General features: G+C 67.6%; 16 protein-coding genes. 5 read left to right on the plus strand and 11 right to left on the minus strand.

Annotated features, from left to right (window positions below; genetic code table 11):
- Positions 1-146: 146 nt before the first annotated feature.
- A complete protein-coding gene (locus C454_RS05815; RefSeq protein WP_004973607.1) occupies positions 147-689 on the minus strand; it encodes a CDP-2,3-bis-(O-geranylgeranyl)-sn-glycerol synthase in 543 nt (180 codons plus the stop codon).
- 126 nt (positions 690-815) lie between these two features.
- Between C454_RS05815 and C454_RS05820 the strand changes: the two genes are divergently transcribed.
- Both C454_RS05820 and C454_RS05825 read left to right on the plus strand, forming a co-directional pair.
- Complete coding sequence (locus tag C454_RS05820; protein WP_004973608.1) at positions 816-1,655, plus strand: proline dehydrogenase family protein; 840 nt, start codon at positions 816-818, stop codon at positions 1,653-1,655.
- Positions 1,656-1,734: 79 nt separating this feature from the next.
- Positions 1,735-2,379 (plus strand): DUF502 domain-containing protein, encoded by a 645-nt coding sequence (locus C454_RS05825; protein WP_004973610.1) that lies wholly within the window; start codon positions 1,735-1,737, stop codon positions 2,377-2,379.
- Between the two features lie 78 nt (positions 2,380-2,457).
- On the opposite strand, the gene C454_RS05830 is transcribed toward C454_RS05825, so the two are convergent.
- Positions 2,458-3,396 (minus strand): branched-chain amino acid transaminase, encoded by a 939-nt coding sequence (locus C454_RS05830; RefSeq protein WP_004044594.1) that lies wholly within the window; start codon positions 3,394-3,396, stop codon positions 2,458-2,460.
- 90 nt (positions 3,397-3,486) lie between these two features.
- Between C454_RS05830 and C454_RS05835 the strand changes: the two genes are divergently transcribed.
- Positions 3,487-4,377, plus strand: a complete 891-nt coding sequence (locus C454_RS05835) for an NAD-dependent epimerase/dehydratase family protein (protein ID WP_004973615.1) — start codon at positions 3,487-3,489, stop codon at positions 4,375-4,377.
- A gap of 33 nt (positions 4,378-4,410) precedes the next feature.
- On the opposite strand, the gene ribB is transcribed toward C454_RS05835, so the two are convergent.
- The 3 genes from ribB to C454_RS21340 form a co-directional block, all read right to left on the minus strand.
- Positions 4,411-5,100 (minus strand): 3,4-dihydroxy-2-butanone-4-phosphate synthase, encoded by a 690-nt coding sequence (gene ribB / locus C454_RS05840; RefSeq protein ID WP_004973617.1) that lies wholly within the window; start codon positions 5,098-5,100, stop codon positions 4,411-4,413.
- On the minus strand, positions 5,097-5,837 hold the full coding sequence (locus C454_RS05845; RefSeq protein ID WP_004973619.1) for a DUF120 domain-containing protein: 741 nt from the start codon (positions 5,835-5,837) through the stop codon (positions 5,097-5,099). The genes ribB and C454_RS05845 overlap by 4 nt, the downstream gene beginning before the upstream one ends.
- 331 nt (positions 5,838-6,168) lie before the next feature.
- Positions 6,169-6,321, minus strand: coding sequence for a DUF7563 family protein (locus tag C454_RS21340; RefSeq protein WP_425492066.1), 153 nt, complete (start codon positions 6,319-6,321; stop codon positions 6,169-6,171).
- Between the two features lie 211 nt (positions 6,322-6,532).
- On the opposite strand from C454_RS21340, the gene argS reads away from it, so the two are divergent.
- The gene (gene argS / locus C454_RS05850; protein WP_004973621.1) at positions 6,533-8,296 is read left to right on the plus strand and encodes an arginine--tRNA ligase; all 1,764 of its coding nucleotides are present in this window, start codon (positions 6,533-6,535) and stop codon (positions 8,294-8,296) included.
- A 45-nt stretch (positions 8,297-8,341) separates the two neighbouring features.
- Here the strand turns inward: argS and C454_RS20680 are convergent, their stop codons facing one another.
- Together C454_RS20680 and minD are read right to left on the minus strand one after the other, a co-directional pair.
- A complete protein-coding gene (locus C454_RS20680; protein WP_004973624.1) occupies positions 8,342-8,479 on the minus strand; it encodes a hypothetical protein in 138 nt (45 codons plus the stop codon).
- A 39-nt stretch (positions 8,480-8,518) separates the two neighbouring features.
- Positions 8,519-10,351 (minus strand): cell division ATPase MinD, encoded by a 1,833-nt coding sequence (minD, locus tag C454_RS05855; protein ID WP_004973625.1) that lies wholly within the window; start codon positions 10,349-10,351, stop codon positions 8,519-8,521.
- Between the two features lie 155 nt (positions 10,352-10,506).
- Between minD and prf1 the strand changes: the two genes are divergently transcribed.
- Positions 10,507-11,751 carry a peptide chain release factor aRF-1 gene (gene prf1 / locus C454_RS05860; protein ID WP_004973628.1) on the plus strand — a complete coding sequence of 415 codons (1,245 nt, stop codon included), beginning with the start codon at positions 10,507-10,509 and terminating at the stop codon, positions 11,749-11,751.
- Positions 11,752-11,810: 59 nt separating this feature from the next.
- Here prf1 and C454_RS05865 read toward each other — a convergent pair whose 3' ends face one another.
- The 4 genes from C454_RS05865 to C454_RS05880 form a co-directional block, all read right to left on the minus strand.
- On the minus strand, positions 11,811-12,194 hold the full coding sequence (locus tag C454_RS05865) for a DUF6276 family protein (protein ID WP_004973630.1): 384 nt from the start codon (positions 12,192-12,194) through the stop codon (positions 11,811-11,813).
- An 88-nt stretch (positions 12,195-12,282) separates the two neighbouring features.
- Positions 12,283-12,972 (minus strand): V-type ATP synthase subunit D, encoded by a 690-nt coding sequence (locus tag C454_RS05870; protein ID WP_004973633.1) that lies wholly within the window; start codon positions 12,970-12,972, stop codon positions 12,283-12,285.
- A gap of 197 nt (positions 12,973-13,169) precedes the next feature.
- Positions 13,170-15,146, minus strand: coding sequence for a bacterio-opsin activator domain-containing protein (locus C454_RS05875; protein ID WP_004973634.1), 1,977 nt, complete (start codon positions 15,144-15,146; stop codon positions 13,170-13,172).
- Between the two features lie 141 nt (positions 15,147-15,287).
- Positions 15,288-16,694: an ATP synthase subunit B gene (locus tag C454_RS05880; RefSeq protein WP_004973637.1), complete on the minus strand. Its 1,407-nt coding sequence runs from the start codon at positions 16,692-16,694 to the stop codon at positions 15,288-15,290.
- Between the last annotated feature and the right edge of the window lies 1 nt (position 16,695).

Here is a 16,695-nt window from a genome sequence, read left to right on the forward strand (position 1 = left end):
GAGTTAATCGCGGTGTCTCGCGGTGATATCGGCTTCGTAACAGGAACGAGCGGGGACCGAAGGGGCGGCGGCGCGAGCGACCGCGGGACCGACCTCGTCGACTCGCGCGCGTCGGTTGGCGACCCGGCGCGCGGACGCTCGACCGCCTACCACGGCTCGTTTTTCAGCCCGAGCAGGTACGCGCCGACGTTGGTGACGACGTGGAGCACGGGCGTCATCACGAGCACGACCGCGAGCACGGGGAGGGTGAACGTCGCCGAGAACCAGCCGGGCGCGGCGACGAGCGCGAGGACGAGCGCGCCGACGACGAAGTCGAGCTGGTCGAGGCCGGGGAAGGCGGCACCGCGCTCGCGGCCCGACCGACGCTTGAGGAACGACGCGCCGATGTCGCCGAGCATCGCGCCGAGCGCGAGGCCGAACCCGGCGGCGAGCGGGAACGTCGGGAGCGAGACGCCGAGTGCGCCCGAGACCGCGGGCCCGACGGCGTTGAGGACGACGGCGAGGAGCGTCCCGGCCAGCGTCCCGGCGGCGGTGCCGCGCCACGTCTTTCCGTCTCCGAGGACGCGCCGGCCGCCCCACGTGCGCCCGCCGTCGATGGGGCGGCCACCGCCGGCGAGGACGGCGGCGTTGTTCGGCACGTACGCGGGCAGCATCGCCCAGAAGGCGGTGGCGACGAGAGAGACGACCATACCGACCCGTCGGCGGCGAAGAATGTAAGTTCCGACGGTTCGTCGCCGTTCGAAGCGCCGGGGTCGTTCGATTTCGCGTCCGAACCGATGATAACCCTCAATAGCTGAGGGTCGTAATCGTTCGTTATGATTCCGCCCATCGCGAGCAGGTTCGTCGCGGGAGAGTCCGCGGCGGGAGCGCTCGACCACGCCCGACGGATGAACGACGACGGCGTGGCGGTCATCCTCAACCTCCTCGGGGAGCACTACGGCGAACGCGGCCCCGCGGACGAGGACGCGGCGGCGTACGTCAGCCTCGTCGAGGACATCGCCTCGACCGGCATCGACGCCTGCGTGTCGGTCAAGCCCTCGCAAATCGGCCTCGACGCGGGCGACCGCGTGTTCGAGGAGAACTACCGGCGCATCGCCGAGGCGGCGGACGAACACGGCGTCTTCCTGTGGTGCGACATGGAGGACCACGAGACGACCGACGTGACCCTCGACGCCTTCGAGGAACTCGCCCGCGAGTTCGACGGCGGGATGGGGCTGTGCGTGCAGGCGAACCTCAAGCGCACCCCCGAGGACCTCGAACGCCTCGCCGACGTGCCGGGGAAAATCCGCCTCGTCAAGGGCGCGTACGACGAGCCGGCGGCGGTCGCCCACAAGCAGAAATCGGCGGTCAACGAGGCGTACAAGGAACTCCTCGCGTACCTGTTTCGGGAGTACGACGGCGGTATCGCGGTCGGCAGCCACGACCCCGAGATGATAGCCTACGCCCGGGACCTCGGCGCGGAGTACGACCGCGACTACGAGGTGCAGATGCTCATGGGCGTGCGCGAGGACGCCCAGCGCGAACTCGCCGCCGAGGGCGTCGAGGTGTGGCAGTACGCGCCCTACGGCGACAAGTGGTTCTCCTACTTCTACCGCCGGGTCCGCGAGCGCAAGGAAAACGCCCTGTTCGCGCTCCGGGCCGTCGTCGGCGTCTGAGAGGGCGGTGGGGTGCGGGTACGCCCCCGTCCCGCACTAGAAATCCCCTTATGCCCGCGGGTTCACGTACCCGATATCAATGTCCTCGTGGAGACGCGACTTCGCCAGCGGCCTCGTGGTCCTCGTTCCGCTCATCGTCATCCTGTACATCCTCGCACTCTTCTACAACGCCATCGTCAGGATACCCTACGTCGCGACGCTCCTCGAGTTCCCCGACCAGTACGCCTACCTCTCGGAGGTGTTCGGCTTCTTCGTCGCCATCGTCATCTTCCTGCTTTTGATTCTCTCGGTCGGCTACCTGATGCGGACGACGGCCGGTCGCCTGCTCGAATCCGGCCTCGACGGCGCCATGAACAAGGTCCCGCTCGTTCGCGTCGTCTACAACGCTTCTAAGCTCGCGGTCGAAACCGCTCTCACTGGTACCGAAGACCTCCAGAAGCCGGTCCGTCTCGAAACGTGGCCGGGCATCCGAATGACCGCGTTCAAGACCGGGAAGACGACCAAAGACGGCAAGGAGATCGTCTTCATGCCGACCGCGCCGAACATCACCACCGGGTTCGTGATGGAAGTCGACCCCGAAGACATCGAGGAGACCGGCGAGAAGGTCGAAGAGGCACTCACGCGCGTCCTCTCGGCCGGGTTCGCAGAACAGGACCACGTGGACGAGTTCAACATCGAAGTGACCGAGGAGTCCGGCGACGGGCGCGTCCCCAGCAACGAGTAAGGATTCGGCGGCGGCGGCCGTCGCTATCGGGACGCGGCGGTACAGTGACGTGAAAAGGGAGCTCGTTTTCGCGGGCGTCTACTGCTCGTCGACGTAGGTGAACCACTCTTCGTGGTCGTCGGTGCGGCGCTCCACGAGGTCGAAGAAGGCGGACTGCAGTTCCTCCGTGACCGGGCCGCGGGTGCCCTCGCCGATGACGACGTTGTCGACCTTGCGGATGGGGGTCACTTCGGCGGCGCTGCCGGTGAAGAACAGCTCGTCGGCCGTGTTGAGTTCGCCGCGGCTGATGGTCGCACTGTCGTCGACCTCGTAGCCGCGCTCGCGGGCGAGCGTGATGACGGTGTCGCGGGTGATGCCGTCGAGGATGCTCTGGGAGAGACCGGGGGTGTAAATCTTCCCGTCGCGGACCATGAAGATGTTCTCGCCGGGGCCCTCGGCGACGTTGCCCTCCTTGTTCAGGACGATGGCTTCGACGTAGCCGTTGCGGCGGGCTTCCTCGCCCGCGAGCATGGAGTTCACGTAGAGCCCGGTCGTCTTCGCGTTCGTCGGAATCTGGCTGGAGGCGTGCTTGCGCCACGACGAGACCATCACGTCGACGCCGTTTTCGAGCGCGTCCTCGCCGAGGTAGGTCCCCCACGGCCACGCCGCGATGGCGACCTCAGTCGGGTTGTCCTTGGGGCTGACGCCGAGCGAGTCGTAGCCGTAGAACGCGATGGGGCGGATGTATCCGCCGTCGAGGTCGTTGCGCCGGATGACCTCCAGGGTCGCCTCGGTGAGTTCCTCGCGCGTGTACGGAATCTCCATGTCGTAGGGCTTCGCGGACTGATAGAGCCGTTCGAGGTGCTCCTCCCAGCGGAAGATAGCCGGGCCGCGGTCGGTGTCGTAGGCGCGAACCCCCTCGAAGACGCCCGTCCCGTAGTGGAGACCGTGGGTGAGGACGTGCACCGTCGCGTCCTCCCAGTCCTTGTACTCTCCACTCTGCCAGATCGTCGAGACATCCATCTCGTCAAATCCCATGTAGTGGCCTTCGGCGGCCCCCCTCTAAAATCATGACGACCCGACCACCGCGTCCCCCGCGGTTTTGTCCGCGGGCCGCCATGACGGGGTATGAGCCTCGAATCCGTCGCGGTCACGGGCGGGACCGGAAACCTCGGGCCGACCGTCGTCGCCCACCTCCGCGCGAGCGGCTACACCGTCACGAATCTCTCGCGGCACAGCGAGTCGTCGCTCGCGGACCGCGACTACCGCGTGAGCGCGCTCGACCCGGGCGACCTCACCGCGGCGCTCAGCGACGTCGACGCCGACGCGGTCGTCCACCTCGGAACCATCTCGACGCCGACGAACGACCCCGGCCACCGCGTCTTCGAGAGCAACGTCCAGTCGACCTACGTCGTCCTCGAAGTCGCCGCCGCGCTCGGCATCGACCGCGTGGTCGCCGCCTCCAGCATGAGCGCCATCGGCGGGAGCTTCGAACCCGACCCCGCCCGCGTCGACTTCCTCCCGGTGGACGAGACCCACCGCGCGACGCCCTCGAACCCCTACGGCCTCGGGAAGTACGTCGCCGAGCAGACCGCCGCGGGGTTCGTCCGCCGCGACGACGCCCCCGAAACGGTCGCCAGCCTCCGGTTCCCGTGGATGCCGAGCGAAGAGGAGGCCCGCCGGACCTTCGCCGAGGCCGACCGCTCGCTGTCGGGACTGCGGGACGCCGGGCACTTCCACACCGCGCGCAACACGCTCTTTTCGTACCTCGGCAGAGAGGACGCCGCGCGACTCGTCCGTCGGGCGCTCGAAGCCGACTTCGCGGGCCACGAGGTGTTCTGGGCCGCGGCCGCCGACACCTCGACGACCGTCGAGTCGGCGAGGGTCGCCCGCGAGGTCTACCCCGGCGCGGAGGTGAGAACGACCCTTTCGGGCCACGAGGCGCTCGTCTCGACCGAGAAGGCGGAGCGGCTGCTCGGCTGGGAACCGACGTGGTCGTGGCGCGACGGGCGCGCGTGAGAAGGTAAACCGGGGCGGACCCCCCTCGACCGCTCAGACGAGTTCGTCGATGAGGCCGTCGCCGTCGACGAAGGCGAAGCCGTGTCGGTCGGCGTAGTCGCGGGCGGCGTCCTTCGAGAGGGCCGCGCCGGTCTCGTCGTCGAGCATCTCGCAGACGACGACCGCCGGCGGGATACCCGCCTCGTCGGCCATCGCGAGGCCGAGTTCGGTGTGGCCCTGCCGGTCAGAAAGCAGGTTCGGCGCGCCGCGGAGCAGGTGGACGTGTCCGGGCGCGCGGAACTCGCCGCCGAAGTCGTCGGCGTCGTAGTCGCCGGCGCGGGCGGCTTGGGCGACGGGCGCGAGTCGAGAGATGGTCATCGCGCGGTCGCGGTCGGTGATGCCCGTAAACGAGTCGCGGTGGTTCACGGTGAAGGAAAACGACGACCGAGAGTCGTAGGCGAGGTCGTGAGACGACGCGGCCGGGTGGTCGAGCACGTCGTCCATGAACGGGAGGCCGAGGGACTCTGACACGTCGTTCGGGAGAGCGACGCAGACGAGGCCGCCGGCGTCGTTGCGCATCCGGGCCACGTCGGCGGGGCCGACCGCGCCCGCGGGGTAGACGAGGTCGGTCTCTCCCTCGCGGTCGTCGAAGTCGTGGACGAGCACCGGTTCGCCGGCGCGGAAGGCGTCGAGAACGCGCGAGACGGCGTCGAAGTCGCCGGTCGACTCGGCGGTGCGGCTCATTCGTAATCCGCCTCCTCGACGCGGACCGTGACCTCGTCGTCGTCGTCGAGGTCGAGTTCGTCGCGGAGCTTATCGGGCGCGATTATCTCCAGTTGCGACTCGTCGTGGTGGGTTCGCTCGGGGACGATGATGTGGACCGGCTCGTAGGACTCGTCGCCGACCGCGACCGAGGCGGCGTAACACGTCGCCGGGCCGAAGGTGCGTTCGTCGTCTTCCCAACCGTCTATCGGGACCGCGTCGAGGGCGGTCATGCCGGCGCGAGCGCGGACCGCGTCGTCGTCGAGGCGGACGTTCAGCGTGCCGGGGAACGGCTCGTAGCCGAGCCGGTCTTTGAACTGCTCCATGTAGCCCGAAAGCGAGATGTAGTGGCGACCCTCGCCCATCCCGCCGGTGACCTCGCCGTCGAGGACGACAACCGAGGGCGTCTCGAAGATGCGTCGGTAGTCGGCGTACTCCTGTCTGAGCGCGGACTCGCCCGCGTCGGTGATGGTTATCCACTGGCCGTCGGCGACGACCTCGCGGTCGATGAAGTCGGCTTCTTCGAGGCGCTGGAGGCGACGAGAGGCCGTCTGGTTCGACACGTCGAGTCGGTTCGCGACGCCGGAACAGGAGAGCTTGACCGGGCCGGAGCGCCCGCCGTCGAGCGCGACGAGTTTGAGCGTGGCCAACTCGTCGTACCCGACCGCCGCGGCGACTGCCGATTCTGACATACCCTCGGCTTCGAACGCGCGCCCCATAAGCGTATCGTAAGTGGAATGCGTTCCAAAAATGAGATGGCTTGCGGGGAGAGAAGCGGCGGGGCGCGACCGCCGTGGATACGCGACAGTTCCAATCGCGGACGGGTAAGTCCGTCGGTCAGTCTATCGCGGCGAAAAGGGTGTTGTCCGGGGGCAACGCGGCCAAACCTCGCGATTCGGGGAACCGGTGCCGGCCGCTGTGGTCGGTGTGGGGGTGCGTTGAGACGCGGAAAGCGCCGTGGGTGTGTGGTGGGTAGTGCGGTGGGTGGTGTGGCGAGCGCGTGCTTCCGCGTGCGTCGGACCTGTCAAGGTCTGCGGCCGGGTGGCGACTTCAGAGGGAGGACGCTCTCCGCTCGGTGCTGACCTGTGAGATACCCGCGTTCGCCGAGCAACTGGGACACGCGTACACGTTGCCGTCCTGGTCGCCGAAGACTCGGACGAAGTTGTTCGACACGAACGCATCGCAGTGGTTGCATTGACTCATGGGTGGGGTGGTGAGAGCGGCGGGTCGCCGCCCGTGATTTGAATGTCGTCCGCTTACGATATACCACTATTACCTAACCAGTAAGGTATCGGAGCGAGCGGCGGTGAGACCACCCCGTCGACCGGGGAAGCGAGCGTCACCGTTCGATGCGGCGCGCGGTCGCTCGGACGGTTCGGAAAGGCCTTTAGCCGCCTATCGAGAATCCGCGTACATGTTCAGACAGTTCCGTGAGGAGGTCGAGACGGCGCTCTCTGCGGCGCTCTCGTCGCTCGACCTGCCCACCGACGACCTCGGGGTCGAGGAACCGCCGGAGGACGTACCCGCGACGCTCGCCTCCAGCGTCGCCTTCAGACTCGCCGGGGTCGTCGGCGCGCCGCCGCCGAAAATCGCCGTCGACATCGCAGACGAACTCTCCGTCGAGGGCTACGACTACCTCGCCGCGGTCGACACGCAGGGCCCGTACGTCAACTTCCACGTCTCCGACGCCTACTACGACGACACCCTCGAAGCCGCCGCGGCCGACGAGGAGTACGGTCGCCTGCCCGCGACCGGCGACAGCGTCGTCGTCGAGCACACGAGCGCGAACCCGACCGGTCCGGTCCACGTCGGTCGCACCCGCAACCCGGTCATCGGCGACGCCGTCGCCAACCTGCTCGACTTCGCCGGCAACGACGTCGACCGCCACTACTACGTGAACGACGCCGGCCGCCAGATGGCCGTCTTCACGTGGGCCTACGAGACGTTCGACGAAGCGGAACTCGACAGCGAACCCGCGCGCGAGCGCGTCGAGTACGACCTCGTCCGCTACTACCGCAAGGGCAACGCGTTCCTCGAAGAGGCCGACCCCGAGGAAGTCGAACAGGCCGAAGCGGAAATCACCGAGATACTCCAGGGCATCGAGGAGGGCGACGAGGAGACCTACGCCCGCGTCGAGACCGTGGTCGACCAGGTGCTCGGCGGCATGCGCGAGTGTCTCGAACGCCTCCCCGCGGAGTTCGACGAGTTCGTCAAGGAGACGCGGTTCATGTTCGACGGGAGCACCCGCGACCTCGCCGAGCGCCTCAAGGAGACCGACCACGCCGTCTACGAGGAAGACGCGTGGCAGCTCGAACTCGACGACTACGGCTTCGAGAAGAACCTCGTGTTCCTGCGGTCGGACGACACCTCGCTGTACACGACCCGTGACCTCGCCCACCACGAGTGGAAGTTCGACAACTACGACCGCGCCGTGACCGTCCTCGGCGAGGACCACAAGCTCCAGTCCGGACAGCTCCGCGCCGCGCTGGACATCCTCGGCAACGACGTGGACAAACTGGAGAACGTCATCTACTCGTGGGTCAACCTCCCCGGCGGCGAGACGATGTCCACCCGCAAGGGGACGGGCGTCATGCTCGACGACCTCCTCGACGAGGCCATCGACCGCGCCCGCGACGAGGTCGAGACCCGCCTCGAAGGCCGCACCCGCGACGACGACCTCGGCGAGGCCGACATCGACCGCATCGCCCGGCAGGTCGGCATCGGCGCGGTCCGCTACGACATCGTCTCCAAACAGCCCACGAAGACCATCACCTTCGAGTGGGACCAGGCGCTCAACTTCGAGGCGCAGTCCGCGCCGTACATCCAGTACGTCCACGCGCGCTGTTGCGGCATCGCCGACGAGGCGGCCGCCGCCGGCCTCGACGCGAGCGAGGTCGACCCGACCGTGCTGACGACCGACGCCGAGCGCGACCTGCTGGCGACCATCGCGCGGTTCCCCGCCGTCGTCGAGGCCGCGGCCGACGACCTCGAACCCCACACCGTGGCGACGTTCGCCCGCGAGCTCGCCGAGGTGTTCAACACCTTCTACCGCGAGTGCCCCGTGCTCGACGCCGACGAGGAGGTCGGCGCGGCCCGCCTCGCGCTCGTGGAGGCCTCGCGGAACGCGGTGGCGAACGCACTCGCTATCGTGGGCGTGGAAGCGCCCGAGTCGATGTGACCGCGGGCTGAGCGAGTTCTTCGGAGACGGCTTTTTTCCGGCGGTTCAGAAGAAAATCGGGAGCGCCGCGGCCCCGGCGATGAGCGACCCGCCGACCGAGAAGACGACGGCGGCACCGCTGCCGAGCGCGAGGACGAGAAACAGGACTATCCACCAGAAGGGAACGGACTCAGAGTCTGCCATAGAGGGCTTTCCGCAGACGCGAGTAAAAGGCCTTCCCGTTTAGCCGAGGAAACGACTGAAGAATCCCTTTTTCTTCTCGTCGCGCTCGTCGTCGTCGAACGACTCGACCTCCTCGACGAGCGAAGTGGTGTAGACGCCCTCCTCGTCGCCGCCGGCTTCGGGCGATTCGTCGGCGTCGGCGTCCGCATCAGCCTCAGCGTCGGTAGTACTCGGCTCGGCCTCGGCGACGAGGGGTTCGTCCGCGCCGTGCGCGTCCGTCTCCTCGGCGGCGGGGTCGAAGTCCGCAGGGACGGACTCCGCGGATTCGGAACCCTCAGATTCGGAACCCGCAGTCACCGGGTCAGCATCGTCCGCCGGCGTCTCGGAAGCCTCGGCGGGGTCGTCGGACGGTGAACTTGGCGACAGGTCGCCGACCGACTCTTCTTCGACCGCCCCTTCGGCGAGCGGGTCCGCGCCCGTCGCACCGGCGTCGGCGTCGACATCCAGGGCGGCCTCGTCGTCGGCGTCACCGAGGGCCTCGTCGTCGGCGGTCGAGGTGCCGCGAGTGACCGCTTCGAGGTCCGCCGCCAGCGGGTCGCTCTCCGGTTCCTCGTCGCCGACCGATTCGGGGGCGGCGACCATCGAGTCGTCGGACGCGTCGGCGGCCAGCGGGTCGGCCGGCGCGTCGTCATCACCGGCTTCGACGGCGGCCGCACCAGCGTCTGGGGCTTCGACGACACCGTCGGGTTCGGCGGAGTCGTCACCATCCATCGGGTCGGCGACTGCGTCCGCTTCGACCGCGTCCTCGGCGGGGTCCGCGTCGGGTTCGGTGGAGTCGTCCGACGCCTCGACGGAGCCACCGGAGAACGGAATCGACGCCGCGAGGTCGTCATCCGGTTCGGGGTCGGCGTCAGTGTCCTCGACCGCCGGGTCCGGGTCCGTGTCAGTGGTCTCGGCTTCGACTTCGGGTTCCGGGTTCGGCTCGGGGTCCGCTTCGGGGTCCGCGTCGACCTGAACGACCGACGTGTGCTCACTCGCCTCCGGCGTGTCCGCTTCGTCGTCGACTCGGCCGTCGTCGCTGGCCGCGTCGGAAGCGGGTTCCGCGGTGGCCGCCGGTTCGGGTTCCGTGTCCGACTCGTCCGCCGCGACCTCGGAGTCGGCCGAGTCGACCGCGTCGTCCGGAATCGGCACCGGCTTGCCGGTGAGCGCTTCGGCGAGGGCGCGGTAGCCCGCGGCCGCGATGCTGTCGGGCGAGCGGGCGACGACCGGAACCTGCGTGCTGAGCGCCTCGCGGATGGCCGGGTCCTCGGGGACGACGGCGATGACGCCGGCGTCGAGGAGCGAGGCGACCACGTCGGCGTTCGGGTTCGACTGGTTGACGCGCGTGAGGACGACGCCGACCACGTCGGCGCCGATGCGCTCTGCGAGCTGTCGGGTCTTCTCGGTGTCCCCGAGCGACTCGCGCTCCGTCGTGGAGACCAAGACGACCTCGTCGGCGAGCTTCAACGGGACGAAGGTGTCGTCGCTCAGCCCCGCGCCGGTGTCGATGATGACGATATCGTAGCTCGCTTCGAGCGCCGAGACGACCGGTTCGAGCTCCTTCGCGTTCGCCGTCGCGAACGCTTCGAGGGCGTTCGAGCCGGGGAGCACCGAGAGTCCCGCCGGTCCCTCGTAGACGGCCGCCTCGACCGCCGCCTCGCCTGTCAATACGTCGTGAAGCGTCGCCCCGTCCGGGTCGACGCCGAGCGCGCCGGCGAGGTTCGGCATCCCGAGGTCACCGTCGACGACGACGACGTCGTGACCGGCCATCGCGAGCGTCGTCCCGAGGTTGGCCGTGGTCGTCGTCTTTCCAACCCCGCCTTTCGCGCTGGCAACTGCGTACACCCGGGCCATAATTCCAACGTCGAAGTCCACCCATGACAGCCACATAAATGTTCTCCGACCGCGCTGGTCTCCACAATCAGTTCGTAGGGCCGCTCATGCGGCGAGATACCGCGGGACGTGCCCAGTCAAAGGTTACTTAGCCGCTGGAGGGACTAGGTGGAGTGATGAGTAGCGACGCCGAGGAGGCGAGCGAGGACCGCCGAAAGTACGAATTCAAGAAGGTCATCGAGGACCTGCGAGAGTACGAAGGGTCAGGAACGCAGCTCGTCACCATCTACATCCCCGAAGACAAGCAGATTTCCGACGTGGTCGAACACGTCATCACGGAGCACAGCGAAGCGTCTAACATCAAATCGAAGCAGACGCGAACGAACGTCCAAGACGCCCTGACGAGCATCAAGGACCGACTCCGGTACTACGACACCTTCCCACCGGACCGCGGTATCGTCATGTTCTCCGGAGCGGTCAACTCCGGCGGCGGCCAGACGGACATGGTCACGAAGGTGCTGGAGAGCCCGCCGGAGCCGATTCAGTCGTTCCGGTACCACTGCGACTCGAACTTCCTCACCGGACCGCTCGAGGACATGCTCATGGACAAGGGCCTGTTCGGGCTCATCGTCCTCGACCGCCGCGAGGCCAACGTCGGCTGGCTCAAGGGCAAGCGCGTCGAGCCGGTCAAGAGCGCCTCGTCGCTCGTCCCCGGTAAGCAGCGCAAAGGTGGTCAGTCCGCCCAGCGTTTCGCCCGCCTCCGCCTCGAAGCCATCGACAACTTCTATCAGGAGGTCGCCGGGATGGCCAACGACCTGTTCGTCCCCAAGCGACACGAGATGGACGGCATCCTCGTGGGCGGTCCCTCGCCGACGAAAGACGAGTTCCTCGACGGCGACTACCTCCACCACGAACTGCAGGACCTCGTCGTCGGGAAGTTCGACGTGGCCTACACCGACGAGTCCGGACTGTACGACCTCGTCGACGCCGGCCAGGACGCGCTGGCCGACCAAGAGGTCATCAAGGACAAAAAGCAGATGGAGGAGTTCTTCGAGAAGCTCCACCGCGGCAACGAGTCCACCTACGGATTCGAGGCGACCCGGAAGAACCTCGTGATGGGGTCGGTCGACCGCCTCCTCATCTCCGAGGACCTGCGGAAGGACATCGCCATCTACGACTGCGACGGCCAAGAGGAGTACGAACTCGTCGACCACCGTCACAACACGCCGACCCACGAGTGCGAAGGCGGCTCGGAGGCCGAACTGAAAGAGCGCGAGGACGTCATCGAGTGGCTCATGGACCTCGCCGACCAGCGCGGCACCGAGACGAAGTTCATCAGCACGGACTTCGAGAAAGGCGAACAGCTCTACGACGCGTTCGGCGGTATCGCCGGCATCCTCCGGTACTCCACCGGCGTCTAAACGACTCCTCCTCGGCGTCTTCGCGCGCCACGGTGTCAGACAGCACGGAGCGGCGGCGCTCAGAGGAACGCGTCCAACTGCGCCTGCCGACGGGCGACGTCGAAGTGAGGGTCGGCCGCCTCCCGCTGGAGTCGGTCGAGCGTGAGATGCACGTCGATGCCGGACCGTTCGGCGAACTCGACGCAGTCGACGATGCCGGCGCGGTTGAGCGCCAGCGAGTCGAGCATGCCGACGAGGAGCGCGACCGAAGCGCCCGCGTCGCCCTCGGGAAGCACGTCCGCGAGCGGGCGCGAGTCGCCGTCGGTCGGCGCCGTCTCCGCCGGGTGAAGTCGGAGGCAGCCGGCACACAAGCCGACGGTCAGCGCCGCCTCGGGCGCGTGAGACTCGAGCGGTTCGGGCACTGCGAAGACGGCGAGTTCACCGTCGCAGTCGGGACAGGACATGGAAGTCTCTACGCGCCGAGACGGTGAAAAACGGTCGGAGACCCGACCGAGAGAGAACTAGAGAGAGAACGGTCGCGCGGGGTCGGCCTCAGTCGGCCGTCGCCGCTTCCGCTTCGGCGGCGGCTTCCTCGGCGGCGCGTTCTTCCTTCTCTTCTTCTTCCTTCTTCGCCTTGATCTTCTTCAGGCGGAAGATCTCCTCGCGTTCCTGTTCTTCGAGCTTCTGCTCGATGTACTCCTGGTTCTCGTAGAGCTCCGGCAGGAGTTTGAACTCGAGCGCGTTGACGCGGCGCTTCGTCGTCTCGATTTCCTCGAGCATCTTCTTCATCGCCGTCTCGACCTCCGCGGCGAGGATGATGGATTCGAGGAGCTCCTCGTAGGCGTCGGCGGCCTCGTCGATGCGGGCCGAAGAGCCGAGCAGCCCGTAGCCGCGCTGGTCGAGGGTCTTTTTCACGCGCGAGGACTCGATCTGCGGGACGACGACGCCCATGATGTTCTTGGACTGCGTCGTGATTTCCGGGTACTCCTTCAGCGCGGCGGCCGCGCCGCGGACGGCCACGTCGCCCTCCATGGCGCGGGCCATGTTGATTTTGTTCTGCGCGCGCTCGTAGTCCTGGTTGAGATTGGCCCGCACGTCCTGGGCCTGGTCGAGGATATCCATGAACTCCATGATGAGCCCGTCACGCTTCTGTTCGAGCGTGTCGTGGCCCCGCTCGGAGAGTTCGATGCGATCTTCGATCGCCATCAAGTTCTTGCGGGTCGGCTTGACGTCTTCGGCCATCGTTGGCGGGGGTTGTTCGCCTGGGGTGTTAATCTTTTACTGTCTGGCCGGCCGGACCGCCCGAAATCCGTCGTGACGGAGTGGTGTCACGTCTGTTGGTCGACGACCGCGATTCAGTTCGCGGGTCGCCACGGTGCTGATGTCGACGTACCGAGAGTGGTAGACATCGAGCGGCTATCGAAAAACGAAGAGACCCGTTAGTATGGCTCCCCGTCGAAGAATCGAGAGATGAGTTTTCGCTCCGCCGCGTGCAGGTGCTGGTGAAACGTCGCCCGCGAGACACCCATCGTCTCCGCGAGTTCGTCGCCGGTGACGGCGTGCGGCCACTCGAAATACCCGCCGAGATAGGCGAGTTGGAGGGCCGACTGCTGGCGGTCGGTCAGGTCGTCGTTGACGCTCGCGACGAACTCGCGGCGCGCCTCCGGCGGTTCGGAGCGGTTCGTCACGGAGCGGAGTTCGGCGTTCGCCGCGACCGACTTGAAGTCGTCGAGGAGCGCCCGCCCCGCCACGCGGTCGGGGACGACGACCGTGAGTCGACAGCCGAGGCGGTCTACTTCGAGGTCGACGAGTCGCCCGCCCGCGTCGGCGACGAGGTGGACGAGCGACCCGTCGGCGAAGGTGAGTTCGTAGAGTTCGGCGTCGTCACCGCGGGGGAGGACGTCGACGCTCCGAAGACCGTCGAGCGCGGTGTCGGCCTCGTCGAACTCCGTCGCGGGGTCCGTCGAGACGAACAGACTCACGGTCCCGTCGTCGTGCTGGGCCGAGCCGCGGTACGAGAGTTCGCAGTCCCCCGCGGCGGCGAGTCGGACCAGCGGCTGCGTCTCGTCGCGCACCTCGATTTCGAGTTCGAGCCGCTCGTCGGACAGCAGGGACCGCCGGCTCTCGAACGCGTCGATGGCCGCGCCGACCGCCCGACCGAGCGTCCCGAAGACCACCCGAACCTGGTCGTCGAGTTCCGCGGCGTCGGTGTAGACGGTCAACACGCCGTAGAGCGTCCCGCGGTGGGCCAGCGGAACCGCGATGACCGAGTCGAACGGGACGAGCGCCTCCCCGGAGACGCTCCCGTCACCGACGGTCGCCGACTGGACGGTCCGCGTCTCCGCGGCGCGAGCGGTGGGGTCGTCGGGGTCGGACCGGTCGATTTCGAGGCCGTCGAGGAATTCGGTGTCGGTTCCGGCCCGCTCGTTCGGGACGATGACCGCCGGTGCGAGGTCGCAGTGACCGACCCACGCGCAGGTGAACGACCCGGCGGCGGTGACTCGGTCGCAGACGGCGGCTTCGAGTTCCTGTCTGCTCTCCGCGCGGACGAGCGCGCTCGTCACGTCCGCCAACAAGCCCTCGATGTGCTCGACGAGCGTCTGGAGACGCTCGCGCTCTTCGTCGACTCTCTCGGCGTACCGCTCGGCGGCCGCCTCCGCGCGCACGCGCTCCGTGATGTCGGTCTGGAAGCCGACGTAGTGTGTCACCTCGCCGTCCGGCCCGCTCAACGGCGCGACGTCGACCCGGTTCCAGAACGTCTCGCCGTTCTCGCGGTAGTTCAGCAGTTCGACCGACGCCGACTCTTCGGCCTCGATGGCGCGGCGGAGTTCGGCAACGCGCTCGGGGTCGGTGTTCGGGCCCTGAAGGTATCGGCAGTTCCGCCCCAGCGCCGCGTCGGCCGAGTAGCCGGTCATCGCCTCGAACGCCTCGTTGACGTAGACGAGCGGTCGGTCGGGAAGCGAGCAGTCGGCGACGGTGATGCCGACCGGTGCCTCGTCTATCGCCTGTTCCTTCAGATCCTCGGTTATCTTGCTCGCGGCCGTCGCGCCGCGGCGACGCCACGCGACGACGCTTTCGACTCGTTCGGGAAGCCGCTCGAAGAGGTTCGAGTCGACGACCGGCACCACGTCGGCCGCGCCGGCGTCGCGGGCGGCCGCCGCCGAGAGGTCGCCGTCGGTCGGGACGACGACGACCAGCGGGACCGCGAGCGCGCCGTGGACCGCTTCGACGTCCGCGAGTCGGTCGGTCGCAAGCACGACGCAGTCGACCCGGTCGTCCTCGGCGCGCCGGGCCACCGCATCGACGGACGCGGCGAACGACACCGAAAGCGGCGAGAGCGCGTCGAAGAGTCGCTCCCGGTCGACGGCGGGACCGACGACCGCGAGGACGTGCGCGCGAGACGAAGTGGCGTCCATACGGGGGTGTGGTCGCCGAGCCATAAGGAAGTTCTCGCGGACGGTGGACGGCGGACGGCGGACGGCGCGCGGCCGCACGGCTCGGGGCGCGAATAGAAGAGGAGAATCGAACCGAGGGACGAACGCGGCGTTCGTCGCGGTCTAGGCTTCCGCTTCGACCGACTCGGCGTCTTCGTGGTAGTAGTCCTCGATGAGCTCTTCGTCGATACGGTTGAGCTCGGACTTCGGGAGCATCGACAGGAGGTCCCAGCCGATGTCGAGGGTGTCCTCGATGGACCGGTCCGTGTCGAAGCCCTGGTTGACGAACTCGGCTTCGAAGCGCTCGGCGAAGTCGAGGTACTTGTTGTCGCGCTCGGACAGCGCCTCGCGACCGACGATGTTCACGAGGTCGCGCAGGTCTTCACCCTCCGCGTACGCCGCGTACATCTGGTCGGACACGTCGGCGTGGTCCTCGCGGGTGAGGCCCTCACCGATACCGTCGTCCATGAGACGCGACAGGGACGGAAGCGGGTTGATCGGCGGGCGGATGCCCTGCGAGTTGAGGTCGCGGTCGATGTAGATCTGACCTTCCGTGATGTAGCCGGTCAGGTCCGGAATCGGGTGCGTGTCGTCGTCACCCGGCATCGTGAGGATGGGAATCTGCGTGACGGACCCGTCGCGACCCTGGATGCGACCTGCACGCTCGTAGAGCTGTGCGAGGTCGGTGTACATGTAACCGGGGTAACCACGGCGACCGGGGACCTCTTCGCGAGCTGCACCGATCTCGCGGAGCGCCTCGCAGTAGTTGGTCATGTCGGTCAGGATGACGAGGACGTGGTAGTCCTTGTCGAACGCGAGGTACTCGGCGGTGGTGAGGGCGAGACGCGGCGTGACCGTCCGCTCGACTGCGGGGTCGTCCGCGAGGTTCGTGAAGACGACGGAGCGCTCGAGTGCGCCCGTGCGCTCGAAGTCCTCCATGAACTCGTTCGCCTCTTCCTGCGTGATACCCATCGCGCCGAAGACGACTGCGAACTCGGACTCCTCGCCGCTGTCTTCGTCCTCGGGCACCGTCGCCTGACGGGCGATCTGGAGCGCGAGGTTGTTGTGGGGAAGCCCCGACGCGGAGAAGATTGGGAGCTTCTGGCCGCGGACGAGGGTGTTCATGCCGTCGATGGCGGAGACGCCGGTCTGGATGAACTCCTCGGGGTACTCGCGGGAGTAGGGGTTGATTGCCGCGCCGACGATGTCCCGACGCTCGTCGGGGACGATTTCGGGGCCGCCGTCGATGGGCTGGCCGGACCCGTCGAGCACGCGGCCGAGGAGGTCCTCGGTCACGGGCATCTTGAGGGTCTCGCCGAGGAACCTGACGGACGCGTTCCTGTCGATACCGGTCGTGCCTTCGAACACCTGAATCGCGACGAGGCCCTCGGAGGATTCGAGAACCTGTCCGCGCTTGGTTTCGCCTTGGGGCGTCTCGATTTCGACGATTTCGTCGTAACCGATCGGCTCGTCGACCTCGGCGAACACCAGCGGGCCGCTGATTTCGGTGATAGTCTGGTATTCCTTCATG

Source organism: Haloferax gibbonsii ATCC 33959 (assembly GCF_000336775.1).
Taxonomy (GTDB): Archaea; Halobacteriota; Halobacteria; order Halobacteriales; family Haloferacaceae; genus Haloferax; species Haloferax gibbonsii.

Excerpts from the sequence above, each read along its gene's own strand:
- C454_RS21340 (WP_425492066.1), bottom strand. The coding sequence starts at position 6,321 with ATGAGTCAATGCAACCACTGCGATGCGTTCGTGTCGAACAACTTCGTC.
- C454_RS20680 (WP_004973624.1), bottom strand. The coding sequence starts at position 8,479 with ATGGCAGACTCTGAGTCCGTTCCCTTCTGGTGGATAGTCCTGTTTCTC.
- C454_RS05870 (WP_004973633.1), bottom strand. The coding sequence starts at position 12,972 with ATGGCCGAAGACGTCAAGCCGACCCGCAAGAACTTGATGGCGATCGAA.
- C454_RS05820 (WP_004973608.1), top strand. The coding sequence starts at position 816 with ATGATTCCGCCCATCGCGAGCAGGTTCGTCGCGGGAGAGTCCGCGGCG.
- C454_RS05835 (WP_004973615.1), top strand. The coding sequence starts at position 3,487 with ATGAGCCTCGAATCCGTCGCGGTCACGGGCGGGACCGGAAACCTCGGG.
- C454_RS05880 (WP_004973637.1), bottom strand. The coding sequence starts at position 16,694 with ATGAAGGAATACCAGACTATCACCGAAATCAGCGGCCCGCTGGTGTTC.
- C454_RS05875 (WP_004973634.1), bottom strand. The coding sequence starts at position 15,146 with ATGGACGCCACTTCGTCTCGCGCGCACGTCCTCGCGGTCGTCGGTCCC.
- ribB (WP_004973617.1), bottom strand. The coding sequence starts at position 5,100 with ATGAGCCGCACCGCCGAGTCGACCGGCGACTTCGACGCCGTCTCGCGC.
- minD (WP_004973625.1), bottom strand. The coding sequence starts at position 10,351 with ATGGCCCGGGTGTACGCAGTTGCCAGCGCGAAAGGCGGGGTTGGAAAG.
- prf1 (WP_004973628.1), top strand. The coding sequence starts at position 10,507 with ATGAGTAGCGACGCCGAGGAGGCGAGCGAGGACCGCCGAAAGTACGAA.
- C454_RS05825 (WP_004973610.1), top strand. The coding sequence starts at position 1,735 with ATGTCCTCGTGGAGACGCGACTTCGCCAGCGGCCTCGTGGTCCTCGTT.
- argS (WP_004973621.1), top strand. The coding sequence starts at position 6,533 with ATGTTCAGACAGTTCCGTGAGGAGGTCGAGACGGCGCTCTCTGCGGCG.
- C454_RS05845 (WP_004973619.1), bottom strand. The coding sequence starts at position 5,837 with ATGGGGCGCGCGTTCGAAGCCGAGGGTATGTCAGAATCGGCAGTCGCC.
- C454_RS05830 (WP_004044594.1), bottom strand. The coding sequence starts at position 3,396 with ATGGGATTTGACGAGATGGATGTCTCGACGATCTGGCAGAGTGGAGAG.
- C454_RS05865 (WP_004973630.1), bottom strand. The coding sequence starts at position 12,194 with ATGTCCTGTCCCGACTGCGACGGTGAACTCGCCGTCTTCGCAGTGCCC.
- C454_RS05815 (WP_004973607.1), bottom strand. The coding sequence starts at position 689 with ATGGTCGTCTCTCTCGTCGCCACCGCCTTCTGGGCGATGCTGCCCGCG.